Here is an 18,949-nt window from a genome sequence, read left to right on the forward strand (position 1 = left end):
CGGAAAATTTTCATGCGGCGAAACGTCTTCTGAGCGGTACGCACGCCTGCACGACCTCCCCTGAGCCGGGTCCGTTCGAGAATCATGAAATAGGGATTTCTGTAGCCGGGATGCTCAAAGGCGAGCCGAAAAGCCGATCCGTCACCTAGGCCGGCCATATTAAGATCGCCGGCGCATGTCGGCATGATGGACTCCTATCAGAATATCATGAAAAAGATGGGCTGGGACTAACTTACGTCGGTGTTGCGAATAAAATGTCTAGAGTTTATCGGCTGTTCTTCTGTGCACTTGCAGGACTAATCCTAGTTGGCGCAGATCACCCCAATCTTGCCAGTGAACGTAAACAGGCTGAGGCTCAGGCTGAAATAGCCGACAGGCTTGAAAGTATCGCGGCCACGTATCGCCAAGAAGCTGAACGATCGCACAGCCCCGACAGGCAGACAGAGCCATGCGAGCCTGGCGATGATCGCAGGTATTCCGATTTGTGCGCTCAATGGAAAGCCGCCGATGCGGCATCCGTAAGCGCGACGTGGGCATGGGTTAGTGGCGTCGTGGGCACTTTGAGCCTTGTTGGTGTATTTGCCGCCATCGGTTTGACTTACCAGGCCAATAATATTTCCCGACGGATGGGAGAAGCTCAGACCAAAGCCTACCTTGCCAATGATGGCATAAGACTGGAATTGAGTGCCGCTAGTAACCCTCCATTTTCCGCAATTATCAATTGTGACTGGAGAAACGTGGGGAACACGCCTGCTTTTGATTTTGAGGTCGAATATAGGTTGTTGGCCACTCTGCGTAGTGGGGAAGTCATTTTCAGCACCCTTTTTCATGCCAATGAGGAATGCGGAGCAGTCAGAATCGATCCGAGTGATAAAGCGGGTGCCCATGCGCACTTCCGTGAATTATCGTTCGCTGGTTATGAAGACGCCATTTCCAGAGGTGATGTCACCATCTTGGTCGATATGAACGGAACTTACCGAACTGTATTTAATAAGATTGAGAGAGTCTCAGATCAATTTAGATCGGTAAAGTTTTATCCCAGCGGGAATGGCGCTTCACGCCTAATCGAAGTTAAAATGGCGCGGATCACTGATGCCATTGAAAGTTGAGTCCAACCTATCCACCTCACAAGAGTGATGGTATTTTCCACCGCGTTGGATCGGAGTTCATCGCGCGTGCGTGTGCTTGCCATATTATCCAGCATCCATCACTTATGAAGGAGGCCGAGCGCGAGGTCGGTGATCTGTTCCAGCTCGTCCGGACCGAAGCCAAGCAAGACACGGGCCGGGTACTTGGCGCGCACAATCCTGTCGTCGATAGTACGCCCCACAAAACCCCGTAAACCATATTGATGGATGCGGGCGGTGTGCGCGACAGAGCCTTCGTAGCCGACCGACACGCCCTCGGCCGCCGTGCGGACCTTCAGGTTCTTCGCCTGGCGCAGCTTTCGGAACATCTTGCCCGATCGGCGGATCCTGCCTTTGGCGTCCTTCATGCGAGGGCGCGCTTTTCGCGCCTGCATCGGTGAACCATCTGGCTGGACGTTGGCGGCGATGCGCTTGGCGTTCGCCTTGCGCAGTTCCATACCGATCTTGCGATACACTTTGCGGCGCTGGGCAAGACTCAGCCGGTTGAGATAGGCGGCGAAGTAGGACTCCATCTCGGCGAAGGTTTCGGCCATGGCGGTTTACTCGTCGGGGGCGACCTGGAAGGTGCCTTCGTCGGACTGGACCCAGATCGAGGTGATCGGACCTTGATTGCCCCGCAGCGGGACGGCGTCTGGGAAGTGGGGCACGGGTTCGGCCAGCACTTCCAGCTGCCAGCCTTCGGCGAGCTGCTGCGCCGTCACAATTTCGCGCAGGGGCAGCGTGATCTTCACGTCGAACGTCTTGTCGTCGATCACGTCGACCTCGAACGCGAAGCCATCGGTGTTGGCTGCCAGCAGATCAGGCTGGTTGTCGCGCAGCCATTCGACAACGAGGAAGAAGATTACCGCCGGATCGTGCGTGTAGTCCTCGGCAACGAGGGTGAGTTCATATTCCCAGGCGAAGCCGCGCTGGACGGTCTGCGGTGCGCGCACCCGGCCACGCTCCACCCACATGGCAAGCTTGTCCGGATCGCGTGCTATGTCGGGCAGTAGGGCGGCGATCGCGGCGCGCAGGGAAGCGGGCTTCTTCATCGGCTCAGTCCCACAGGTTCACGGTTTCGAGTGTCGCGGCGGCAGCCGATGGCGGATCCGGCAGGGTGACGACGGTGCCTTCGGCCAGGACGGTGCCGGCGGCGGCGAGGCCTTCATTCAGCGCGAGCGCGTCTTCGACCACGTTGCCTTCGGTCGTGCCCAGTTCGCGCCAGCAGATCGCGTCGAGCGTGTCGCCTTGTTGTGCGGTGGCAGTGCGGGTCATCGCGTCACCATCGGAGCGGGACCTTTTGGTTTGGGGATCGGCTCAAAGAACATCCCGTCCGGTCCACACTTCAATCGCCGCGTGAGAAGCGTTCGATGTCCGCTGCGCTCTGCCGTTGCGTTTACGGGCCAATTCGCCCTTATCCTGCCGGTAACGACATCAATCGATACGCCTCGAACCGCCGAGCATCCGTTTTGGCCCCAACGATGATTACAGTCCCGGCAGAGCTTCATCAGATCAGCTCCACGGCCACGCGGCCGGTGCCGAGGATATCGCGCACGGCATTGGTGGCGAGGCGGTGATACTCCTGCGCAGTCGTAGCCTCGGTATCGGCGCGTGCCTGGCCGTCCTCGGTCGCAGTCAGGTCGCGGTGCAACTCTGCCAGTTCGGCAGCGGCGGCGAAGCGCACGGCGCGGGTGTAGAGAACGGACAGGCGATGCTCGCCACCGACCGTGCGGGTCGGCTCCACCTCGGTCATGGCGGCTGCACCTTCGTCCTCGCGCGCCGCGCGCCAGTTGACCAGTTCGCGCTCGATCGTCAGCTGCCCGCCCATAATAGCCGCGACCAGGCGCGTGTCGGTGACGATCGTGCTGATGCGAAGGGCATCACGCATCTTGTTGCGGTCGATCGCCGGGTACCAGCCATCGCCTTCCACGGTGGACCCGTCAGGCGAGGCGGGATCGGGCGGCAGGGCGATGAACGACATCGTCGGTTCCTTCATTCAAGTGGGGGGTGGGGAAACGGACCTTGCAGCAGATGCCTCCAGTCCTTTTCCGCCCCCCGGCGCGGGTGGCGCAGCTCGTTATCCGGCAGCGTCGGCAAGCTGCTTCAGCTCGCGCTCGATGCCTTCGATCAGTTTCTTGACGCCGCACTTGTCATGCAATGCGAGGGCGCGCTCGAAGTGCGTCAGTGCGGCTGAGAGCAGGGCGGGCTTGCCGCCGGCCACGGCATTCTCGGCGCCGGGTTCGAACGCCTCGGCCTTGGCCTTGAAATCGAGACCGAGGGCCTTTTCCAGCTTGGCGCGCACCTGGTCGAAGATGTCGGCTTCCACCACCAGCTGGGAGACGTCCTGCAGCACATGGAGCGGGACGGTGCCGGGCGACTTCACGCCGATCTCGGCCACTTCCTCAGCGACGAGGGTGGCAGGCGTGCGCTTGTAGCGTTCGGGAAGTTCGATGCCCGCGCCGAGGACGTAGTGCGCGAGCTTGAGCGTGAGCGGCCAGTCCTGCACGTCGATCGCCCAGACCAGCATGGTCGAGACGATTTCGTCCTGCGCGCCGGCACCGGCATCGGCCGCGCCTTCGACCCATGGCCGGTAGTTCGCGATCATATCGCACTTGGCCTCGATCTTGCGCTCGGTCGACTGGGTGTTGCTGAGCGTGTTCAGGTCCTGGCCGAGGGCGGCGAGGAGCAGCTGGTACTCACTGGCGACCGGGCCATCGGTTGGCATAGCGCGGGCGCCCTGTGCGGGACGGCCTGCGGTCATGGCAGCGAGCTTGCGCTGGAAGTTGGCTCGGGCGGGTGAAACCATGGCGGGGCTCCTTCAGGTTGGGAACCTTGCCCCCTCCCATTTTTCAGGCCCGTCACAGGCGCCTTGGGAGGGGGAAGGGAAGGCGGCCATGGGACCAACCGCCTTTTTTCTCTTGGCTCGCAGATGATGCCGGTCCCGGCGGGTCACCCGGTCAAAGCCTCTCGGGTATCAGTTAGGGGGCGACGTATTCCTCGATGTTCTCGACGAGGCAGGCGTATTCGAGATCCTCGATCACGTAGGCCTCGTTCGACGAGTTGTAGTCGGTCACGCGGTCCAGCTTGGGCTCGTCGAGCAGCAGGCGGCGGCGCTTGCCGTCCTGGTAGTAGATCGAGAGGTTATCGAGCCGGGTGATGAAGACCGTGCCGTTCGGGAAGCCCGGCACGCGCATCGCGGGCAGGCCGCCGAGGCGCTTGGTCGACGTGATGATGTCACGGGCGATCTGCTCGGTCGGTACTTCCGTCTTGTTGATCATCGGGAAGTACTTGTCGTGCAGCAGATCGCCGGAGACGATCACGACCAGCTCGGTATCGTTCTTCGCCCATTCGGCGAGCATCGATTCCTTGGCATCCCAGACCAGCGCGTCGAGTGTCTCGTAATCGCCGCCAGCGCCGTAGGTGACCTTGCCCGAGGTAGCGACCACTTCGGTCATGACGCGCGCGGCGTTTTCGCTGCGCATCTTCTGCAGCCAGCCAATGTTGACGTCCTGCAGCAGCGGATTGGTCGCCCGGTTGGTCGAAGCGGCAGCGCTGGTGCCGTTGAAGCCGATCAGGATGCGATCGAGGGCCTGGCGCTTGAGGACCACGTCGCGCCACATGGTCTCGAAGTTCGGGAACTTCGCCCACATGTCCAGCTTGGCGTAGCTGAGCGCGACGTCGAAGTTGGTCTGCTTGCAGGTGTACTCGCGGCTGTCGAGCGCAGTGGGGTCGATGCCCTTGCGCTCTTCGGCATTGGCGGTGTCGGCGCGGCCTGCGATGGTGCCCGAAACGCCGAGGCCGAGCAGGGCGCCCGACATTTCGTCGACGGGCACGACGTTGATCTTGGACAGGAATTCGCTCGTATCCTGCATGCGCTCTTCGAGCTTCTGCTGGACCGAGGGATCGACGGTGAACTTGGCGCTCGACGCAATCGCCGGATCGACGCTGTTGAGCATCGCGATCTGCGACACGAAGCCGAGATACTTGGCCCTGGTGCTGTTCTTCATGGGTAGGTCCTCAAATGTGGGAGGGCTGGGATGCGCGGGCGATGGGAGGGTGGATCAGCAGTCGGTGCGAACGGCGTTCTCGCCGCCGCCAAGCGCCAGTTCGCGTTGGGTGAAGGTGCCGGCCGGGGCTGCCTCGACCTTGGTGGTCAGCGCGGCGAGGTCGGCAGTGAGCTTGGTGACCTGTTCGCGGGTTTCCCTGGTCGATGCCTGCACGGCGGTGGAAAGCTGGCCGATCATGACGCCGAAGGCGGCAAGGGCGTTGCCGTCCGCCTGCGGTGCGTTCGGTTCTTCCTGCTGCTGTTCCTGCGCGTGTTGCTGGGCCTGCTGGCCGCCGCTCTGGCCGGTCATCTTGTCGAGCATGCCCTTGATCGAGGCGAAGATGCCGGTGGGGTCGGGATCGACCGATTTCGCTTCCTCGATCTCGATCGAGACTTCCTCGGCGGCGGTGAAGAGGTTGGCCTTGTCCTGCTTGCGGTGGGCGAGCGGGGAATTGTCGCCCTGCTTGGCCGCGAACTGCAGCATTTCGGTGCCGAGCGAGGCCGGGCTGTCGGTGACGGCGAGGCCGACGAGGTAGGCCTTGCCGGTGCCCGCGAATTCGGGCGCGATCTCGATCGAGGAGAACAGCTTCTGGCCCTTGCGGTTGATCGCGACGAGCTGGTCGTTCGCGTCGATCTGGGCGAACAGGGCGAGGCGCTTCACGTCCTTGCCGCCAAGCTTGACCGTGACTTCCTCGGTCTTCAGCGCGACGATGCTGCCGTAACCGTTGAAGGGCGCTTCCGGACTGAAGCCCCGGATGTGCTCCATGTTGACCCGGGCCGTGTAGGTTTCCGGGTTGTACGTCTCGGCGGCGTCGGTCAGCCACTGGCGCTCGATCTGGCGCCCATCGGTGGTGGCGCCTTCGAGGGCCACTCGGAAAAATCGCGTCTTCGCCATTGGTAAGCTCCGGTCCTTGGGTCTGTCGTCTTGCGGGTCGGATCTTGCGCCTGGCGGGAACGCACCGACTTGATGAACGCCAAAGGACAGGCATGCAGGCTTCTTCGCAACGCGGGCGCGTTGTGAAGGGCGGGGCTTACAACCGCAGCCCCTTAGCCGGGGCGGCAGATCGCCCATAGCGTGGCGGTCATGACGCTGGCGGCCGAGATCGAAACCGAGGACCAGGACGGCGCCGGCATGGATGGCGGCGGCGATGAGGCGCGCGTACCCGCGATCGTCGCGCAGCGCACGAAAGCGCGATCGCTCTATTGGCGGGGCTGGACGGTAAGCCAGATCTCCGAAGAGCTGGACCTGCCTTATTCGACCGTTTCGAGTTGGAAGACCCGGCACAAGTGGGACGATGCCCCCGCGATCATGCGCGCCGAGGAGGGTACTCTCGAGCGCTACCTGCAGCTTCTGGCCAAGGACAGGAAAACCGGCGGCGACTTCAAGGAGATCGACCTGCTTGGCCGCCAGTTCGAGCGGCTCGCGCGGGTCGCGAAGTACGTCGACGGCGGCAACGAGGCTGACCTCAATCCCGATCGGGCGAACGGGGCCAAGGCGACCAACGCCAAGAAGGAGAAGACCAAGAACCTGATCACGCCCGAGATGGCCGACAAGCTACGCGAGGACATGCGCAGCTCGCTGTTTGGGCATCAGTCGGTCTGGCTGAACACGACCAGCCTGCGCACGCGCATGATCCTGAAGTCACGCCAGATCGGCGCGACCTGGTACTTTGCCCGCGAGCGCCTGCTGGTCGCGCTTGAGGCCGGCAAGAACCAGATCTTCATTTCGGCAAGCCGCGCCCAGGCGAACATCTTCCGCAACTACATCGTCCAGTGGGTGCAGAAGGTCTGCGGGATCACGCTGAAGGGCGATCCCATCGTGATCCAGCGCGGCGAAGGCGAGGAGGGCGAAGTCCTCGAGCCGGTGGAGCTGTACTTCCTCGGCACCAATTACCGCACGGCGCAGGGCTATCACGGCGACGTCATCATCGACGAGTGCTTCTGGATCTACGGCTTCGAGGAGCTGTTCAAGGTCGCCAGCGCGATGGCGACCCAGAAGCAGTACACGCGCACGCTGTTCTCGACACCCTCGACGCTGGCGCACGAGGCCTATCCGATGTGGACGGGCGACCGGTTCAACCGCCGCCGCGCCAAGGCCGACCGGATCAAGATCGACGTCGGGCATGACGCGCTGAAGGGCGGCGCGCTGGGCACGGACGGGATCTGGCGCCAGATCGTCACCGTCTTCGACGCGATCGCCGGGGGCTTTGACCTGGTCGACGTGGAGGAGCTGCAGCTCGAGTACGCGCTCGATGAATTCGACAACCTGTTCCGCTGCATCTTCCTGGACGACAGCCAGTCCATGTTCCCGTTCCAGATCATGCGCCGCTGCATGGTCGACAGCTGGGACGTGTGGAAGGACTACCAGCCCTATGCCCTGCGGCCCTACGCGGGCGAGGTGTGGATCGGCTACGATCCCAACGCCAGCGAGAGCGGGACGGGCGACGATGCCGCGCTGGTCGCCGTCGCCGCGCCGACCAGGCCCGGCGGCAAGTTCCGCGTGCTGGAGAAGAAGCGCCTGAAGGGCAGGGACTTTCAGGGGCAGGCTGACGCGATCAAGGAAATGGCCGCCAAGTACAATGTCACGCGCATCGGCATCGATACGACTGGCGCCGGCAAGGCCGTCCACCAGCTCGTGTCCAAGTGGTTCCCGATGGCGCAGGCGATCACCTACTCGGTCCAGACCAAGACGAGCATGGTGCTGAAGGCGAAGAACGTCATCAGCACCGGCCGCCTGGAGTTCGACGCCGGATGGCTGGACGTGATGCAGGCCTTCATGGCGATCCGGCCCGAGATCACCAAGGGCGGCACGCAAGTGACATACGTGGCGAGCCGCGCCGGGGGCGTTGGCCATGCCGATCTGGCCTGGGCGATCATGCACGCCCTTTTCTTCGAACCGCTCGACATCACCGAACCTGTCGGCGGGGGCTCTACCGTGGAGATTTCCTGAAATGACCGAGCAGACGACGCTGCCGATGGCGGCGAACGACAGCGGGGCCGTCCCCTCGGCGCAGGCCTTCACCTTCGGCGATCCGGAAAGCGTGATCGACCGGCGCGAGATCTTCGACCTGTTCGAGGTGGCGCACAACGGCAAGTGGTACGAACCGCCGATCTCGCTGGCCGGGCTCGGCCGGGCCTACCGCATGGCGCCGCATCACCAGAGCGCGATCCTGTTCAAGCGCAACCTGCTGGCGGCGAGCTTCGTGCCGGGCAAGATTTTCAGCCGGTCGGACTTTGCGCGCTGGGCGCTTGACTGGCTGATCATGGGCAATGCCTATCTCGAGCGGCTCGACAGCATCGGCGGCAAGGCGCTGGCGATCACGCCGCTGCCCGCCGCCTACATGCGCAAGGGGCTCAAGTCTGGGCAGTACTTCTGGGCGCCGAGGACCTGGTCGTTGTCCGATGCGAAGGAGTTCGCGGCGGGGCGCGTGCATCAGCTGCTCGAGCCGGATCCGATGCAGGAGATCTACGGCATGCCCGAGTACCTCTCGGCGCTGCAGTCGGGCCTGCTCAACGAGAGCGCGACCCTGTTTCGCCGCCGCTACTACCTCAACGGCAGCCATGCGGGCTTCATCCTCTATATCTCCGAGGAAATGCTGGAGAACGCCGACAGCGACATGATCCGCAAGGCGATGCGCGATGCCAAGGGGCCGGGCAACTTCCGCAACCTCTACCTGCATATCCCCAAGGGCAAGGAAAACGGGGTCAAGGTGATCCCGATCGCCGAGGTGGGCGCGAAGGACGAGTTCCTCAATATCAAGGACGTGACCGCGCAGGATCTGCTCGCCGCGCACCGCGTGCCGCCTCAGTTGCTCGGCATCGTGCCGAAGAACACCGGCGGCTTCGGCAACGTCACCGACGCCGCGGCCGTCTTCTACGAGATGGAGATCATTCCGATCCAGCAGCGCATGCTCGAGGTCAACGACTGGCTGGGCGTGGAGGCGGTGAAGTTCGAACGGCCGGCCATCGCGATGCAGCTGCCTGCCGGTTGATGAAATTGCCCCGTCGATTAGCGGGGGACCGGGGCGCGCCAATAATCCATGAGGATTGGGGTAACGTGACTGTGAATCGATTTAATGAATCTAATAGATTTGATTGCCAGCATCGCGATACCAATTGTAGTTGATTGCTTTTCGCCCTTCTTTTGAGGCTGCTAGCATAAGATCTAGATCGGCTGTTAATAGCGGTGCTCCTGACAGTTCCATGGATAACAATACCGCGTCGGTTAGGCCGAGCCGATGATAGGCCTGATGATCGCAAGCCAACAGAGATGGAGGCCTCACCTCTTCCATATTTTGGAGCAGGACCTTTAGCCCTTCCAACAGATCGCGCTTTTCCACGTCGTTGGTATTTGCGAGCAGATTTGACGTTTCCGTCAGAATATGAGGGCAAGTGATGACCTTGTCGAAAGGTGTGATTAGCTCCCTAACGCGTTCAAAATCTTCGACACCATATGCTTTAAGCCTTTTATGCCGACCAATGGCCTTTGGAGCGCTAAACCCCGCAACAATTAGGCATAAGAGGTTGGCGTCGATCAGTATCCTGCTCACACTAGACCTACACGGTTCCGAACTCCTAAGACTTCTTTAGTTTCGTCATCTACCTCAACTATTTTGTAAGTGCGGTTGATTGCGCGTAAATCAGGTTGTTCGACCGACGCTAGAGAAGAAAATGGATTGCGCGGAGGTTTGTCCCATTTTCTGGAGAAACCTATTGTCACTTCCCATTTTGGGCCGTTGAATTCGACTTCTTCCAAGCCAATGTTAAAAACGCCTTCGTCTGCGAATACATCAGCGATATAACTCTTTGCGATTGAGATCGCTTCTTTAACATCCATGCGCAACCTCCAGCTCATGCGTTGAAGAAGCTTCATTGCTCACATATGCTCGGATGCACAAGGTCTCTTCTCCCCCAAGATCTTCGATTACCTGTCCCTTTGCTGTGACGATTCCTTTCGCCCCAATCTTATGAGGCGTGAAGGTTCGATGCCGAGGGATCCTTATCCCCTGTCCGTGGACCAGGCTGTGATCATTCTTCTAGGCGGCAAACACCGCATGGAAATCTTGCTTAGTCGATGTCTTTGGCGCGAGGCGGTGCGATGGCGGAACCGAGAATGGCTGGGCGCTGGACTGGATCGGCTAATCGATAAGCGTCACGCATTGCCCGCTCGGTGCTTGTTAGGGTGCAGCAGCAAGGCTCAGGCTTTGGGCGAGGTGACCATCGCGGGGTGACCGGTCTGCGGGGCCGTCCGGAGGGGCTGGGAGCGATCTCCGGCCCCTTTTGCATCCACGTATCTCCCGATTGCCCCACCTAGCCCCCGCGCGCCGCGCTTGCCCCCACGCCTCGCCTGCTCGCTCTCTGCATGGAAATTACGCAGACCCGGCGATCTAAACGCATGCCGAAGTCCCCAAAAATGGCGGACATGTCAGGATTCGAACCAAGTGGGCGTCTGACGCGAATTGGCGAACGAACCGGCGATCGGGATATGTGGCAGCGTTAGGGCTGCAAGTCCTAAGGGAGCAGGGGGTGTCGGGGATCGCATTACCTTCATTACATCACGCGAAATTCGATCATAACTCACTGATTTTGCATGTTAAAAATGTAATGTGCCGAACATTACCTCTCATTACCTCTGGCATTACCTTTTTTAGAAACGGCAGAATTCCGCCTTTTCTAGACACTTCAATGTGATGAGAGATTGAGATTACATGGTAATGGATAGGTAAGGTGAAAAGTAATGCCGCAAACCCGCAGAAATCCGCCAATGTAATGAAGGTGAGGCGATCCCTGACACCCCCCATGAACTCTGAGCTAAATATGCGCGCACACAAGCCTTCCAATGCGAAGGCCAGATTACCGAAGGCGCTGCAGGATATGGTATGAATTATGGCATGTGACCGTCTTCGGTCTCATTGCCACTATTAGAATCAGTACGTTAGGGTGGCTAATCGACGGTCTCCCGCTCCGCCAGTTCAGTCCTTGAGTGGGCACTGCTCCTACGCCCGGTTTTCCCAGCAATGTCTGGAGAAGCCGGGACTTCGATCCAATTATCCGCACTTCTCCTTCGGCGACCTCGACGCGCTGTGCGAGCGCGCGCAAGTGGTCGCGGCGGTAGCCGCCGCCTTCCATGCGAATGCGCTGCCGTGCGGCCTTGGCGAAGGTGCGCACCATCTGCGGGGTGATCGCTTTCGCCCCTGAACTGTCGAGCATGGCCTGCGCGCGTTCGGCATCGGCTTTGGCGGAATCGCGGATGGCCTTGAGACCGTCGATGCGGTCCTTGAGCGCCGGGTCATCAAGATCAGCAATCCCCGCCTCGATGGCATCGTATAGCCGCTTGAGCCGCAGGTCCGATTCGACAGCACGCTTGCTCAGTTCGGCGATGTGGTCGCGCTTGCGCTGGCTCTGCTCCTGACGCCGGTCGAGCACATGCGCGAGAATGGTTTCGAGGCGTTCGGGCTGGAGCAGCCGCTTTTCCAGATGATCGGCAACGAGGTCGTCGAGCTTTTCCATCGGCACCGCCATGCCCGAACAGGCAGTCGGCCCCTGCCGCGCCTTCATCGAACAGGCGTAGTAGCGATAGCGTCCACCCTTGCCGGTGCGAATGGTCATGGCCCCGCCGCACTTGGCGCAGTGAATGAGACCGGTAAGCATGGTCGGCCCGCTGACGACACGGGCGGGCATCACCTTGGGGTTGCGCGCCTTCAAGAGCTTCTGGACGGCATCGAAGGTTTCCGTGTCGATGATCGGCGGCACCGGCACGGTGACCACTTCACTGACGGGCTTCAGTTCCTTGGTCTTGGTCCGCTTGTTGAACTCATGTTCGCCCATGTAGGTGCGGCGCGTCAGGATGCGGTGGACCTGACCGATGCCCCAGCGCCCGCCGTCGCGGGTGAAGATGCGCCGCACATTGAGGTAGGAGACGATGTTCTTGACGCCCATCTGGCCGGTGGTGCCGTCGCCTTCCAGTGCAAGGCGGTAGATCAGCCGCACGGTGTCGGCGTGCAGCGGATCGATTTCCAGCTTCTTCTTGGTCTTGGCTCCGCGCTGCTCGGCGGCAACCACGCGGTAGCCGATGGGGGGAAGCGAGCCGTTCCAGAAGCCCTGACGGGCATTCTCCTTAAGCGCGCGCATGACGTGCTTGGCGTTTTCCTTGGACTGGTACTCGTCGAACAGCGCCATGATCTGGCGCATCATGACGTGCATGGGATCATCACCCATCTCCTGGGTGATCGAGAGCAGCTTGACCCCGTTCTTGGCTAGCTTCCTGACGTAGAACTCCAGTTCGAAGTGATCGCGGAAGAAGCGGGAGAAGGAATGGACCACGACCACATCGAAGGGTGCGGGATTACTGGTGCCTGCCTCGATCATCCGCTGGAACTCGGGGCGGCGGTCGTTGGTGGCGGAAGCGCCGGGTTCGACATAGGTCTCCACCAGCTTGAAGCCGCGCGAAGCGCAATAGGCCTCGCCTTGCCGCTTCTGATCGGGAATGGAGACATCGTGTTCGGCCTGCCGCGCGGTCGAGACGCGCAGGTACAGGGCTGCCCGCCCTCCGGTGGTTGTGGGCGGTATGGTCATGGCAGGTTCCTTGTAATCGGATTAGGGGTCGGGACCGAACAGGTCATCGAACACGTCGCCGAACCAGCGTTCGAACGCGGCGACTTCGCTGTCGGTGACGGGTACTGGATCAGGCCAGTCGTCGGTAACGGACCATGCCGAGAGGTCATGCTTGGGCGGCCTCCCGGTCGGCCACGGATGACCCAGCAGCGCTTCAAGCTGCTCGGAGACGCTGGGCTCTCGTTGTTTGCGTGGATGGGCCATGCGCCGAGAGTCGCAGAACGAAGCGCTGAGCAGAACGGCCTTTGTTTTCGCCAGAGTTTGCACCGCGCGCTGGCGCAGAAAGACAGGTCATGGCGTTCGATCACGGGCATTGGGCCATCTGCGCGCAGGATGAATGGCCCATTCCTGACCTCAGCCATTCGTCGAATGATGGAGGCGCGGGCCGTGGCCTGCGACGGGACCATCGGCCCCACCACCCGCAGAGCCAGCGCCATACCCTTTGATGCAGACCATACCCATTCGAACCGCCGCGTGGTTCTCGCCGCAGCGGTCCAAGCGCCCTGATCGTCCGGACGCAGTGCATCTGGTAGCGGCGGAACAGTTCGGTTTCCGCCGCGATGACCATGGAGGGCATGCGCCGGTTGGGGCGCATGCCCTCCATGCACCACGTGATCGTACTCAGCGCATGGGCCAGAGCGCAGGGAACCACCGTTTCATGGATCGCCAGACGCCCGGCGATCTGCGGATATGTCAGTCCGTCGATCCGGCACATCAGGAACACGGCGCGGGGCAGCGGCGTCAGGGCCAGGACAGCGGCTTCATAGGCTGTCAGCAGGCGCGCCCTATCCGCGCACACGGCGCGCTGTCCGGCCGCGCGGCAGGGCATGGCCCGTGACCTGCCCGACCTGCACAAGCAAGTTATCCAGCACCGCCGTGACGGCTTCCGGCGTGAAGCCATCGTCATGCGGCATCCCATCAAGCAGGCTGATGCGGTTCCACTTGCAGTAAGGAGTGAGCACCAAGGCGAGCCGGGCCATGTCGGGGCATTCGTGCCCGAAGCCGGTGGCGTTGGCATAGGTCAGTGACCTTGCGACTTGCAGGCCGATGTGGCGAGCGCACCAGCGATCGGGAAACCCGACATCGAGAAGATGAGAAGACAGAGCCAGTTGGGCGGTAATGCCGGCGTGGTAGAGGAAGTCAGGCCAGTTGCCGGGCCTCTCCCCCCAGAACCGGGGCAAGAACTCCCGCGCTCGATGATAGCGTTCGCGGCTGAGACTTCGGCCTTCGCGGGTGCGCAGTAGCGCAACAGGTTCGTCGCCATAGACTTTCCAGAGCGCTGCCAGCGCGGACTTTCCCGGCAGCACGGCGGGCATGGCGAGCGCCGCTGTTGGGATGGTGGTCAAGGCGCCGAGGATCGCGCGGCGCGAGGGATTGGGGGCAATGTGGTCCATATGCACCTTTCCGTTTCCGCATTGAGGCGGTGACGCGGAAGGCGAGACGGATGCGGAGACGGTCCCGAACTCCCGCACGCTGAGCGGGCGGGAGCCCCGGGGCTGGTAAGGTGAACGGTTGTACACCCGCCGCCGCTTTTAGCCCGAGGGCCTGGACATATGCGACGACACCCCGAAAACGATCTGTTTTCGAAGGCGATTTCAACCGTTCGGGATTACCAGTCCCGGCGCTGCCGTTTGCGCAGGCGCACCGCAGAGATTAGCAGACCGGAGTCCTCGCGCCAAGTTATTGACTGGATTGGGGCAATGCGGGGTCGCATCGTGCCAAGATCAGGCTACTTGCAGCACCACCGCATCACGAAGGAAGAACTGGAGTGGCTGGGCGAGCAGGTCGAGGAACTTGGCCGCGCGTTCACTCCGTCTGCACCGAACGCCTACCCTGCTGGAAAGCAAAGCGCGCTGATCAGCCTTCGGCTTCCGCATCAGGTTCCAGCGCGCTCGCAATCATTGCAGCCAAAGTTTCCTCCGCGCGCATCCTTCGCAACCAGATCGTGCCTGATCCACTCGGGCATGCGCGCAACGGTTGCCGCGATGATCTCTTTCGTCCGGTCATCCATGACATCGGCCTGTGCCACCGCCGCAACATTCCAGCAACCGCATTGCAGCACGGCTACAAGTCAGCTGCGCTTTGGCGGCGTGTGTTTCGCGGCTGAGGTGGTGCGAGCTTTGAGGGGGGTGTTTCGGTGGCCGGAAAGGGGTAGCGGGGATATTGCCGCTGTATTTGGCGAGCACTTGCGGCCCGCATCAGCGGTCCCTTCTGATGGCGCAAATCCCCTGTCTTGCGGCGAACCGGCGTCCGGCGCGACCCTCGCTTCCATCAAACGCAAGCGCAGGAGTCGTGTGATGGAATACTTTGCCGGCCTGGACGTCTCGATCGAGGAAACCGCCATCTGCGTCGTCGGTGACGACGGCAAGGTGGTGCTGGAAACCGCTGTGGAAACCGATCCCGCCGCGATCGCCAATGCGCTTGAGCGCTACGCCGAGCGGTTGCGCCGCGTCGGCCATGAAGCGGGATCGCTGTCGCCCTGGCTGCACCCTGGCCTGCGCGCACTGGGCGTTCCTGCGGTGTGCCTGGAAACGCGACATGTGCGCGCGGCGCTGTCGGCCCAGCGCAACAAGACCGACGCCGCCGATGCGCTCGGGATCGCCCATATCATGCGCACGGGCTGGTTCCGCGAGGCGCACATCAAGTCGGAGAACTGCTACCGGCTGCGCTTGCTGCTGGTCCAGCGGCGCAACCTGAAGCGCAAGTTCCTCGACCTTGAAAACGCGATCCGGCACTCCCTGAACGTGTTCGGCATCCGCCTCGGCAAGGTCAGCCGGGGCGGCATGGAGAAGGCCGTGCGCGAAGCAGTCGCCGACGACGTGATGACCGCAGGCCTGATGGATTGCATGCTGCGTGCGCGGGCGGCGCTGTGGGCGGAATACCTGACACTGCACAAGCTGGTCACCCAGATCGCGATGCGCGACGAGTTGTGCCGCCGCTTCATGGAAATCCCGGGCATCGGCCCGATCGCCGCGCTCAGCTTCAGAAGCGCGATCGACGATCCCACGCGCTTCCGCCGTTCGCGCGATGTCGCTGCCTACTTCGGCCTGACCTCGAAGCGATGGCAGTCGGGCACCTCGATCGACGTGAAGGGGCGCATCAGCAAGGCGGGCGACGCCGATGTTCGCCGCGCGCTCTACGAAGCGGCGTCCGCCATGCTCACCCGCTTCAAGGGCAATGACACGATCAAGGCATGGGGGCTGCGCCTGGCCAAGACCAAGTGCCACGCCAAGGCGCGCGTCGCGGTGGCGCGCAAGCTGGCCGTGGTGATGCACGCGATGTGGCGCGACGGAACCTTCTACACCGGCGATCCCGATGCTTCGGCGCAGGATGTCGCCGCCTGGAACGCCGCCAAGGTGCAGCGCCTGAGCCTCGCGAACTCATGACCGCCCCCTTTCTCTTACCGGCCAATTGACGGCCGACCAGCACACGGAGGTCCGCGAAAGCGGCACATGGAATGGTACAGTCCAGGAAAACGGGAAGCACGATATCTCGCGTGTGGCTGGCCGTTCGAAAGAACGGACCGGACCACGCTGAATTGCCTGTGACGTTGCCCCGTCAATCCGATAGCGACATGCGCCGCGACGGCCGCCATGCTGCCCGTGAGCAGCATCAACCTGCCGTCGATGAGCGCGGAAGAGTGCGCGGCGTACCGGACCTTTTCTGCTTCGCATTACTTCGCACGCTGGCGTCGAATAGGGCACGATTACATGCTATGGAGGAGAAACGACGATGGCGAAGACTGGCAGAAACTCGACCCCAAATAAGAGCGCGAGATAAAAGCGCGGCCAGCCGGGCCTCGCGTAGTGGTTGGTTTTGCTGGCTTTGCGCGTATGGCCACGGATTAGTGCGGCCATACGCCTTTCCTAATTGCGGCCTTCTTGCGCTGAAAATCCGTATGGCCACATTTTTTTGCCCCATTTTCTGTCATGTCCAAGGCCATGTTCCGGTGTTCGCAGCGGTCTCTGATTCGTCCACCAGTAGCTCCGGCCGTTCTCGCTCGGGGCGCCGCCAATTTCAACCGATCGCGAAACGACATGACCAACTAACTTGTGGTAGTCCCGCCGCCCAACGCGATAGAGTTCGGGTGTCAGGATGATGTCATCTTCGCTGGGTTCGCTTGGCTCAACAGACATATCATCCCCGTCCCTTACTGAGCGTGGTGAGGTCAAGTCCGGTAGAAAATCGGATGATGGCGTGCCAATGCTTTGCAACGTGAGTTCTACTCGACATCCAAGATTCAGTTTGGTGGCGACCATGAAGGCAAGACCAGTTGACGACGCTGGGATCTTGAGGCGGGCTCATGCGGCAACGGATGCTGATTTGGTCCGTCAGACTACAGCCTGACGGACCAAAGACGCCTCGGATGGGATGTAAGAAGGATTTTATGGCCTGCGCTCGATTGTTCGATCTGATATTTCCTGAAGCAATTCGTTCGTCCGGCGTCTCGTTTCTTGTAGTGCAGCCGCAATGCCTGCAAGTGATGCATTCGTCCCCCCATCATATCGCCGCATGGCAAAATTGCGCAAACCATCTCGGTAAGCGCGCCATTGTGATTGAACTTGCCGCAAGGCTTCGATCTCCAGTGACGAAAGTTCGGATTCAAGATCAGTAAGGACGGACTGGAGCTGCGTCTCGGCAACGGCCAATTGCTCGCCCTGAGCCACCTTCATTTCGTAATTGGTCATTGGCTCTGCCATAGGATTCACCTTCCCGAGAATTCCAAGATTTTTGGCCCGCATGATTTTTCAATCACGAAGGACCAATCCACCGTTATCATCTCGGCCATCTTGTAGGAAATGCCGATTAATGCGTAAAAATCATCCGGTCGAACAGAAGGATTGGCTTCAGGTTTGCAAGGCTTACGCAATCTCCTTCCAGGGCAGTCGTCACATAAGTTGAATGACAAGGTGGATCAGTGAAGGGACCCAGAATTAGACTGCCGTCGCTTCGCCGAGCATTAATTCGGCTCCATAGCGATCTTCTAAAGATTCATTGGGCGATCCTGCCTCACCATGCCCAATATCCTCAGCGACTAAGTCAGTTTGAGCGTCTCGTTCTCGTGCTTGAGGATCGGCGTTTCTTTGACCATGTAGGCATCGATTGGCGCAGGCTAATTCGTGAAGCATTTAAAGCCATGACATTCCGAAAGCACGGAGGCGCCAGTACAATTGATATGCAGTTGGTCCGCACTGCAACCGGATACAGAAATAGAAATATATATCGAAAGTCTTATGAAATTCTTCTCTCATATATGATTCAATTTAGATATTCTAAATTGGAAATCCTCAGATCTTATCTTAGTATCGCTTATTTTGGGACCGGAATAAAAGGATGTGAAGAAGCCTCAATGGAAATGTTTGGCAAACGTAGTAGCGAGCTTGAAGTGCATGAAGCCGCACAGGTGGCGGCGATGCTGGTATTTCCAAAACCAAGAACCCCTAGCGCGGAATGGGAAAAGAAGCATCTACGACGTTCTAATTATATAGAATTTGTCTATTGGAAGTGCGAAAATCGCTTTAATAAGATCGAAGGTAGAATATTCAGTTAGAACACCGTCGCGGTAAAATATTTTTCTTCCTTCAAATATTTCAGAACGTCGATCTGAGTAATCAGTAGTTAAATCTCTTAAAAAACCGTAGGATGTCCCTTGGAGCTTATTCAGGAGCTCCTTCGCCTCTGACAAGTCTCGCCACGATATTTCTTCACCCTGACGCTTGGCGCGAACCACAGCCTCAATTTTTCTGCCCGCAAGTGCAAATGGTTCGTGCACATCGTGTTCAAGACGAATAGCACTTGCATAATCTATCGAAATTCGGAGCCGAACATAAAATGAATTGAGGGCGCCGTTCCAGATTACAACTTGCCCCCTATAGGCATCGAGGGCCTCCTCAAGAACAAGATGAGAGTTAGGGGCAAGGGAACTAATCACATTACGCATCGCATTGTGACGATCGGCGTACTTGGTAGAAATCTCCTCAATTAGCTTCCTGAGGTCATCCAATTCAGCCTTGTAACCTAGCTGACGCTGCTGTTCGCGCCAGTTGCGCATCTGCCATCTTTGAACCAGGAAATTGCCAGCAATGGCTGTCACCAAAGCGCCTACAAGGACGGGCACAATTGCTGCCATCAAATACCTACCTCCTAGCCCGCCTTATTCACC

General features: G+C 60.3%; 19 protein-coding genes and 1 pseudogene. 5 read left to right on the forward strand and 15 right to left on the reverse strand.

The genetic code is table 11. The annotated features are described in order from the left end of the window. Positions 1-254 precede the first annotated feature (254 nt). Positions 255-1,109 carry a hypothetical protein gene (locus tag SPHV1_RS24930; RefSeq protein WP_156367294.1) on the forward strand — a complete coding sequence of 285 codons (855 nt, stop codon included), beginning with the start codon at positions 255-257 and terminating at the stop codon, positions 1,107-1,109. Between the two features lie 98 nt (positions 1,110-1,207). On the opposite strand, the gene SPHV1_RS09075 is transcribed toward SPHV1_RS24930, so the two are convergent. The 7 genes from SPHV1_RS09075 to SPHV1_RS09105 form a co-directional block, all read right to left on the reverse strand. After that, positions 1,208-1,681 (reverse strand): phage virion morphogenesis protein, encoded by a 474-nt coding sequence (locus SPHV1_RS09075; RefSeq protein WP_054945707.1) that lies wholly within the window; start codon positions 1,679-1,681, stop codon positions 1,208-1,210. A 6-nt stretch (positions 1,682-1,687) separates the two neighbouring features. Continuing rightward, positions 1,688-2,179, reverse strand: a complete 492-nt coding sequence (locus tag SPHV1_RS09080) for a phage tail protein (protein WP_054945708.1) — start codon at positions 2,177-2,179, stop codon at positions 1,688-1,690. 4 nt (positions 2,180-2,183) lie between these two features. After that, the gene (locus SPHV1_RS09085; RefSeq protein ID WP_054945709.1) at positions 2,184-2,402 is read right to left on the reverse strand and encodes a tail protein X; all 219 of its coding nucleotides are present in this window, start codon (positions 2,400-2,402) and stop codon (positions 2,184-2,186) included. Between the two features lie 232 nt (positions 2,403-2,634). Next, a complete protein-coding gene (locus tag SPHV1_RS09090) occupies positions 2,635-3,108 on the reverse strand; it encodes a head completion/stabilization protein (protein ID WP_197277685.1) in 474 nt (157 codons plus the stop codon). A 96-nt stretch (positions 3,109-3,204) separates the two neighbouring features. Continuing rightward, a complete protein-coding gene (gene gpM / locus SPHV1_RS09095) occupies positions 3,205-3,933 on the reverse strand; it encodes a phage terminase small subunit (protein ID WP_054945711.1) in 729 nt (242 codons plus the stop codon). 172 nt (positions 3,934-4,105) lie between these two features. After that, positions 4,106-5,134 (reverse strand): phage major capsid protein, P2 family, encoded by a 1,029-nt coding sequence (locus tag SPHV1_RS09100; protein ID WP_054945712.1) that lies wholly within the window; start codon positions 5,132-5,134, stop codon positions 4,106-4,108. Positions 5,135-5,188: 54 nt separating this feature from the next. Continuing rightward, positions 5,189-6,067 carry a GPO family capsid scaffolding protein gene (locus SPHV1_RS09105; protein ID WP_082430915.1) on the reverse strand — a complete coding sequence of 293 codons (879 nt, stop codon included), beginning with the start codon at positions 6,065-6,067 and terminating at the stop codon, positions 5,189-5,191. A gap of 237 nt (positions 6,068-6,304) precedes the next feature. Between SPHV1_RS09105 and SPHV1_RS09110 the strand changes: the two genes are divergently transcribed. Beyond that, on the forward strand, positions 6,305-8,122 hold the full coding sequence (locus tag SPHV1_RS09110; RefSeq protein WP_054945735.1) for a terminase large subunit domain-containing protein: 1,818 nt from the start codon (positions 6,305-6,307) through the stop codon (positions 8,120-8,122). Between the two features lies 1 nt (position 8,123). Beyond that, positions 8,124-9,164 carry a phage portal protein gene (locus tag SPHV1_RS09115; RefSeq protein ID WP_197277686.1) on the forward strand — a complete coding sequence of 347 codons (1,041 nt, stop codon included), beginning with the start codon at positions 8,124-8,126 and terminating at the stop codon, positions 9,162-9,164. A gap of 90 nt (positions 9,165-9,254) precedes the next feature. On the opposite strand, the gene SPHV1_RS24375 is transcribed toward SPHV1_RS09115, so the two are convergent. From SPHV1_RS24375 to SPHV1_RS09135, 6 genes are all read right to left on the reverse strand, one after another. Then, complete coding sequence (locus tag SPHV1_RS24375) at positions 9,255-9,722, reverse strand: PIN domain-containing protein (protein WP_082430917.1); 468 nt, start codon at positions 9,720-9,722, stop codon at positions 9,255-9,257. After that, positions 9,719-10,009 (reverse strand): hypothetical protein, encoded by a 291-nt coding sequence (locus SPHV1_RS24380; protein WP_082430926.1) that lies wholly within the window; start codon positions 10,007-10,009, stop codon positions 9,719-9,721. The genes SPHV1_RS24375 and SPHV1_RS24380 overlap by 4 nt, the downstream gene beginning before the upstream one ends. A 1,016-nt stretch (positions 10,010-11,025) precedes the next feature. Further along, complete coding sequence (locus SPHV1_RS09120) at positions 11,026-12,747, reverse strand: recombinase family protein (protein ID WP_082430918.1); 1,722 nt, start codon at positions 12,745-12,747, stop codon at positions 11,026-11,028. Between the two features lie 21 nt (positions 12,748-12,768). Beyond that, a complete protein-coding gene (locus SPHV1_RS09125; RefSeq protein ID WP_054945714.1) occupies positions 12,769-12,990 on the reverse strand; it encodes a hypothetical protein in 222 nt (73 codons plus the stop codon). Positions 12,991-13,090: 100 nt separating this feature from the next. Next, positions 13,091-13,585: a sigma factor-like helix-turn-helix DNA-binding protein gene (locus SPHV1_RS09130; RefSeq protein ID WP_197277687.1), complete on the reverse strand. Its 495-nt coding sequence runs from the start codon at positions 13,583-13,585 to the stop codon at positions 13,091-13,093. After that, positions 13,572-14,180 carry a hypothetical protein gene (locus SPHV1_RS09135; RefSeq protein WP_054945716.1) on the reverse strand — a complete coding sequence of 203 codons (609 nt, stop codon included), beginning with the start codon at positions 14,178-14,180 and terminating at the stop codon, positions 13,572-13,574. Before SPHV1_RS09135 ends, SPHV1_RS09130 begins: the two co-directional genes overlap by 14 nt. Before the next feature lie 903 nt (positions 14,181-15,083). Between SPHV1_RS09135 and SPHV1_RS09140 the strand changes: the two are divergent. Further along, a pseudogene (locus SPHV1_RS09140) lies at positions 15,084-16,101 on the forward strand (IS110 family transposase); the annotation flags it as partial. Between the two features lie 1,070 nt (positions 16,102-17,171). Here SPHV1_RS09140 and SPHV1_RS09145 read toward each other — a convergent pair. After that, positions 17,172-17,474: a lysozyme inhibitor LprI family protein gene (locus SPHV1_RS09145; protein WP_197277688.1), complete on the reverse strand. Its 303-nt coding sequence runs from the start codon at positions 17,472-17,474 to the stop codon at positions 17,172-17,174. A 374-nt stretch (positions 17,475-17,848) separates the two neighbouring features. Here SPHV1_RS09145 and SPHV1_RS26135 point away from each other — a divergent pair, with 374 nt between their 5' ends. Then, positions 17,849-18,337, forward strand: a complete 489-nt coding sequence (locus tag SPHV1_RS26135) for a biosynthetic peptidoglycan transglycosylase (protein ID WP_197277689.1) — start codon at positions 17,849-17,851, stop codon at positions 18,335-18,337. On the opposite strand, the gene SPHV1_RS24935 is transcribed toward SPHV1_RS26135, so the two are convergent. After that, positions 18,254-18,916: a hypothetical protein gene (locus SPHV1_RS24935; protein WP_156367295.1), complete on the reverse strand. Its 663-nt coding sequence runs from the start codon at positions 18,914-18,916 to the stop codon at positions 18,254-18,256. The two genes, SPHV1_RS26135 and SPHV1_RS24935, sit on opposite strands and share 84 nt — an antisense overlap. Positions 18,917-18,949 lie beyond the last annotated feature (33 nt).

The organism is Novosphingobium sp. KN65.2, from assembly GCF_001368935.1.
Classification (GTDB): Bacteria; Pseudomonadota; Alphaproteobacteria; order Sphingomonadales; family Sphingomonadaceae; genus Novosphingobium; species Novosphingobium mathurense.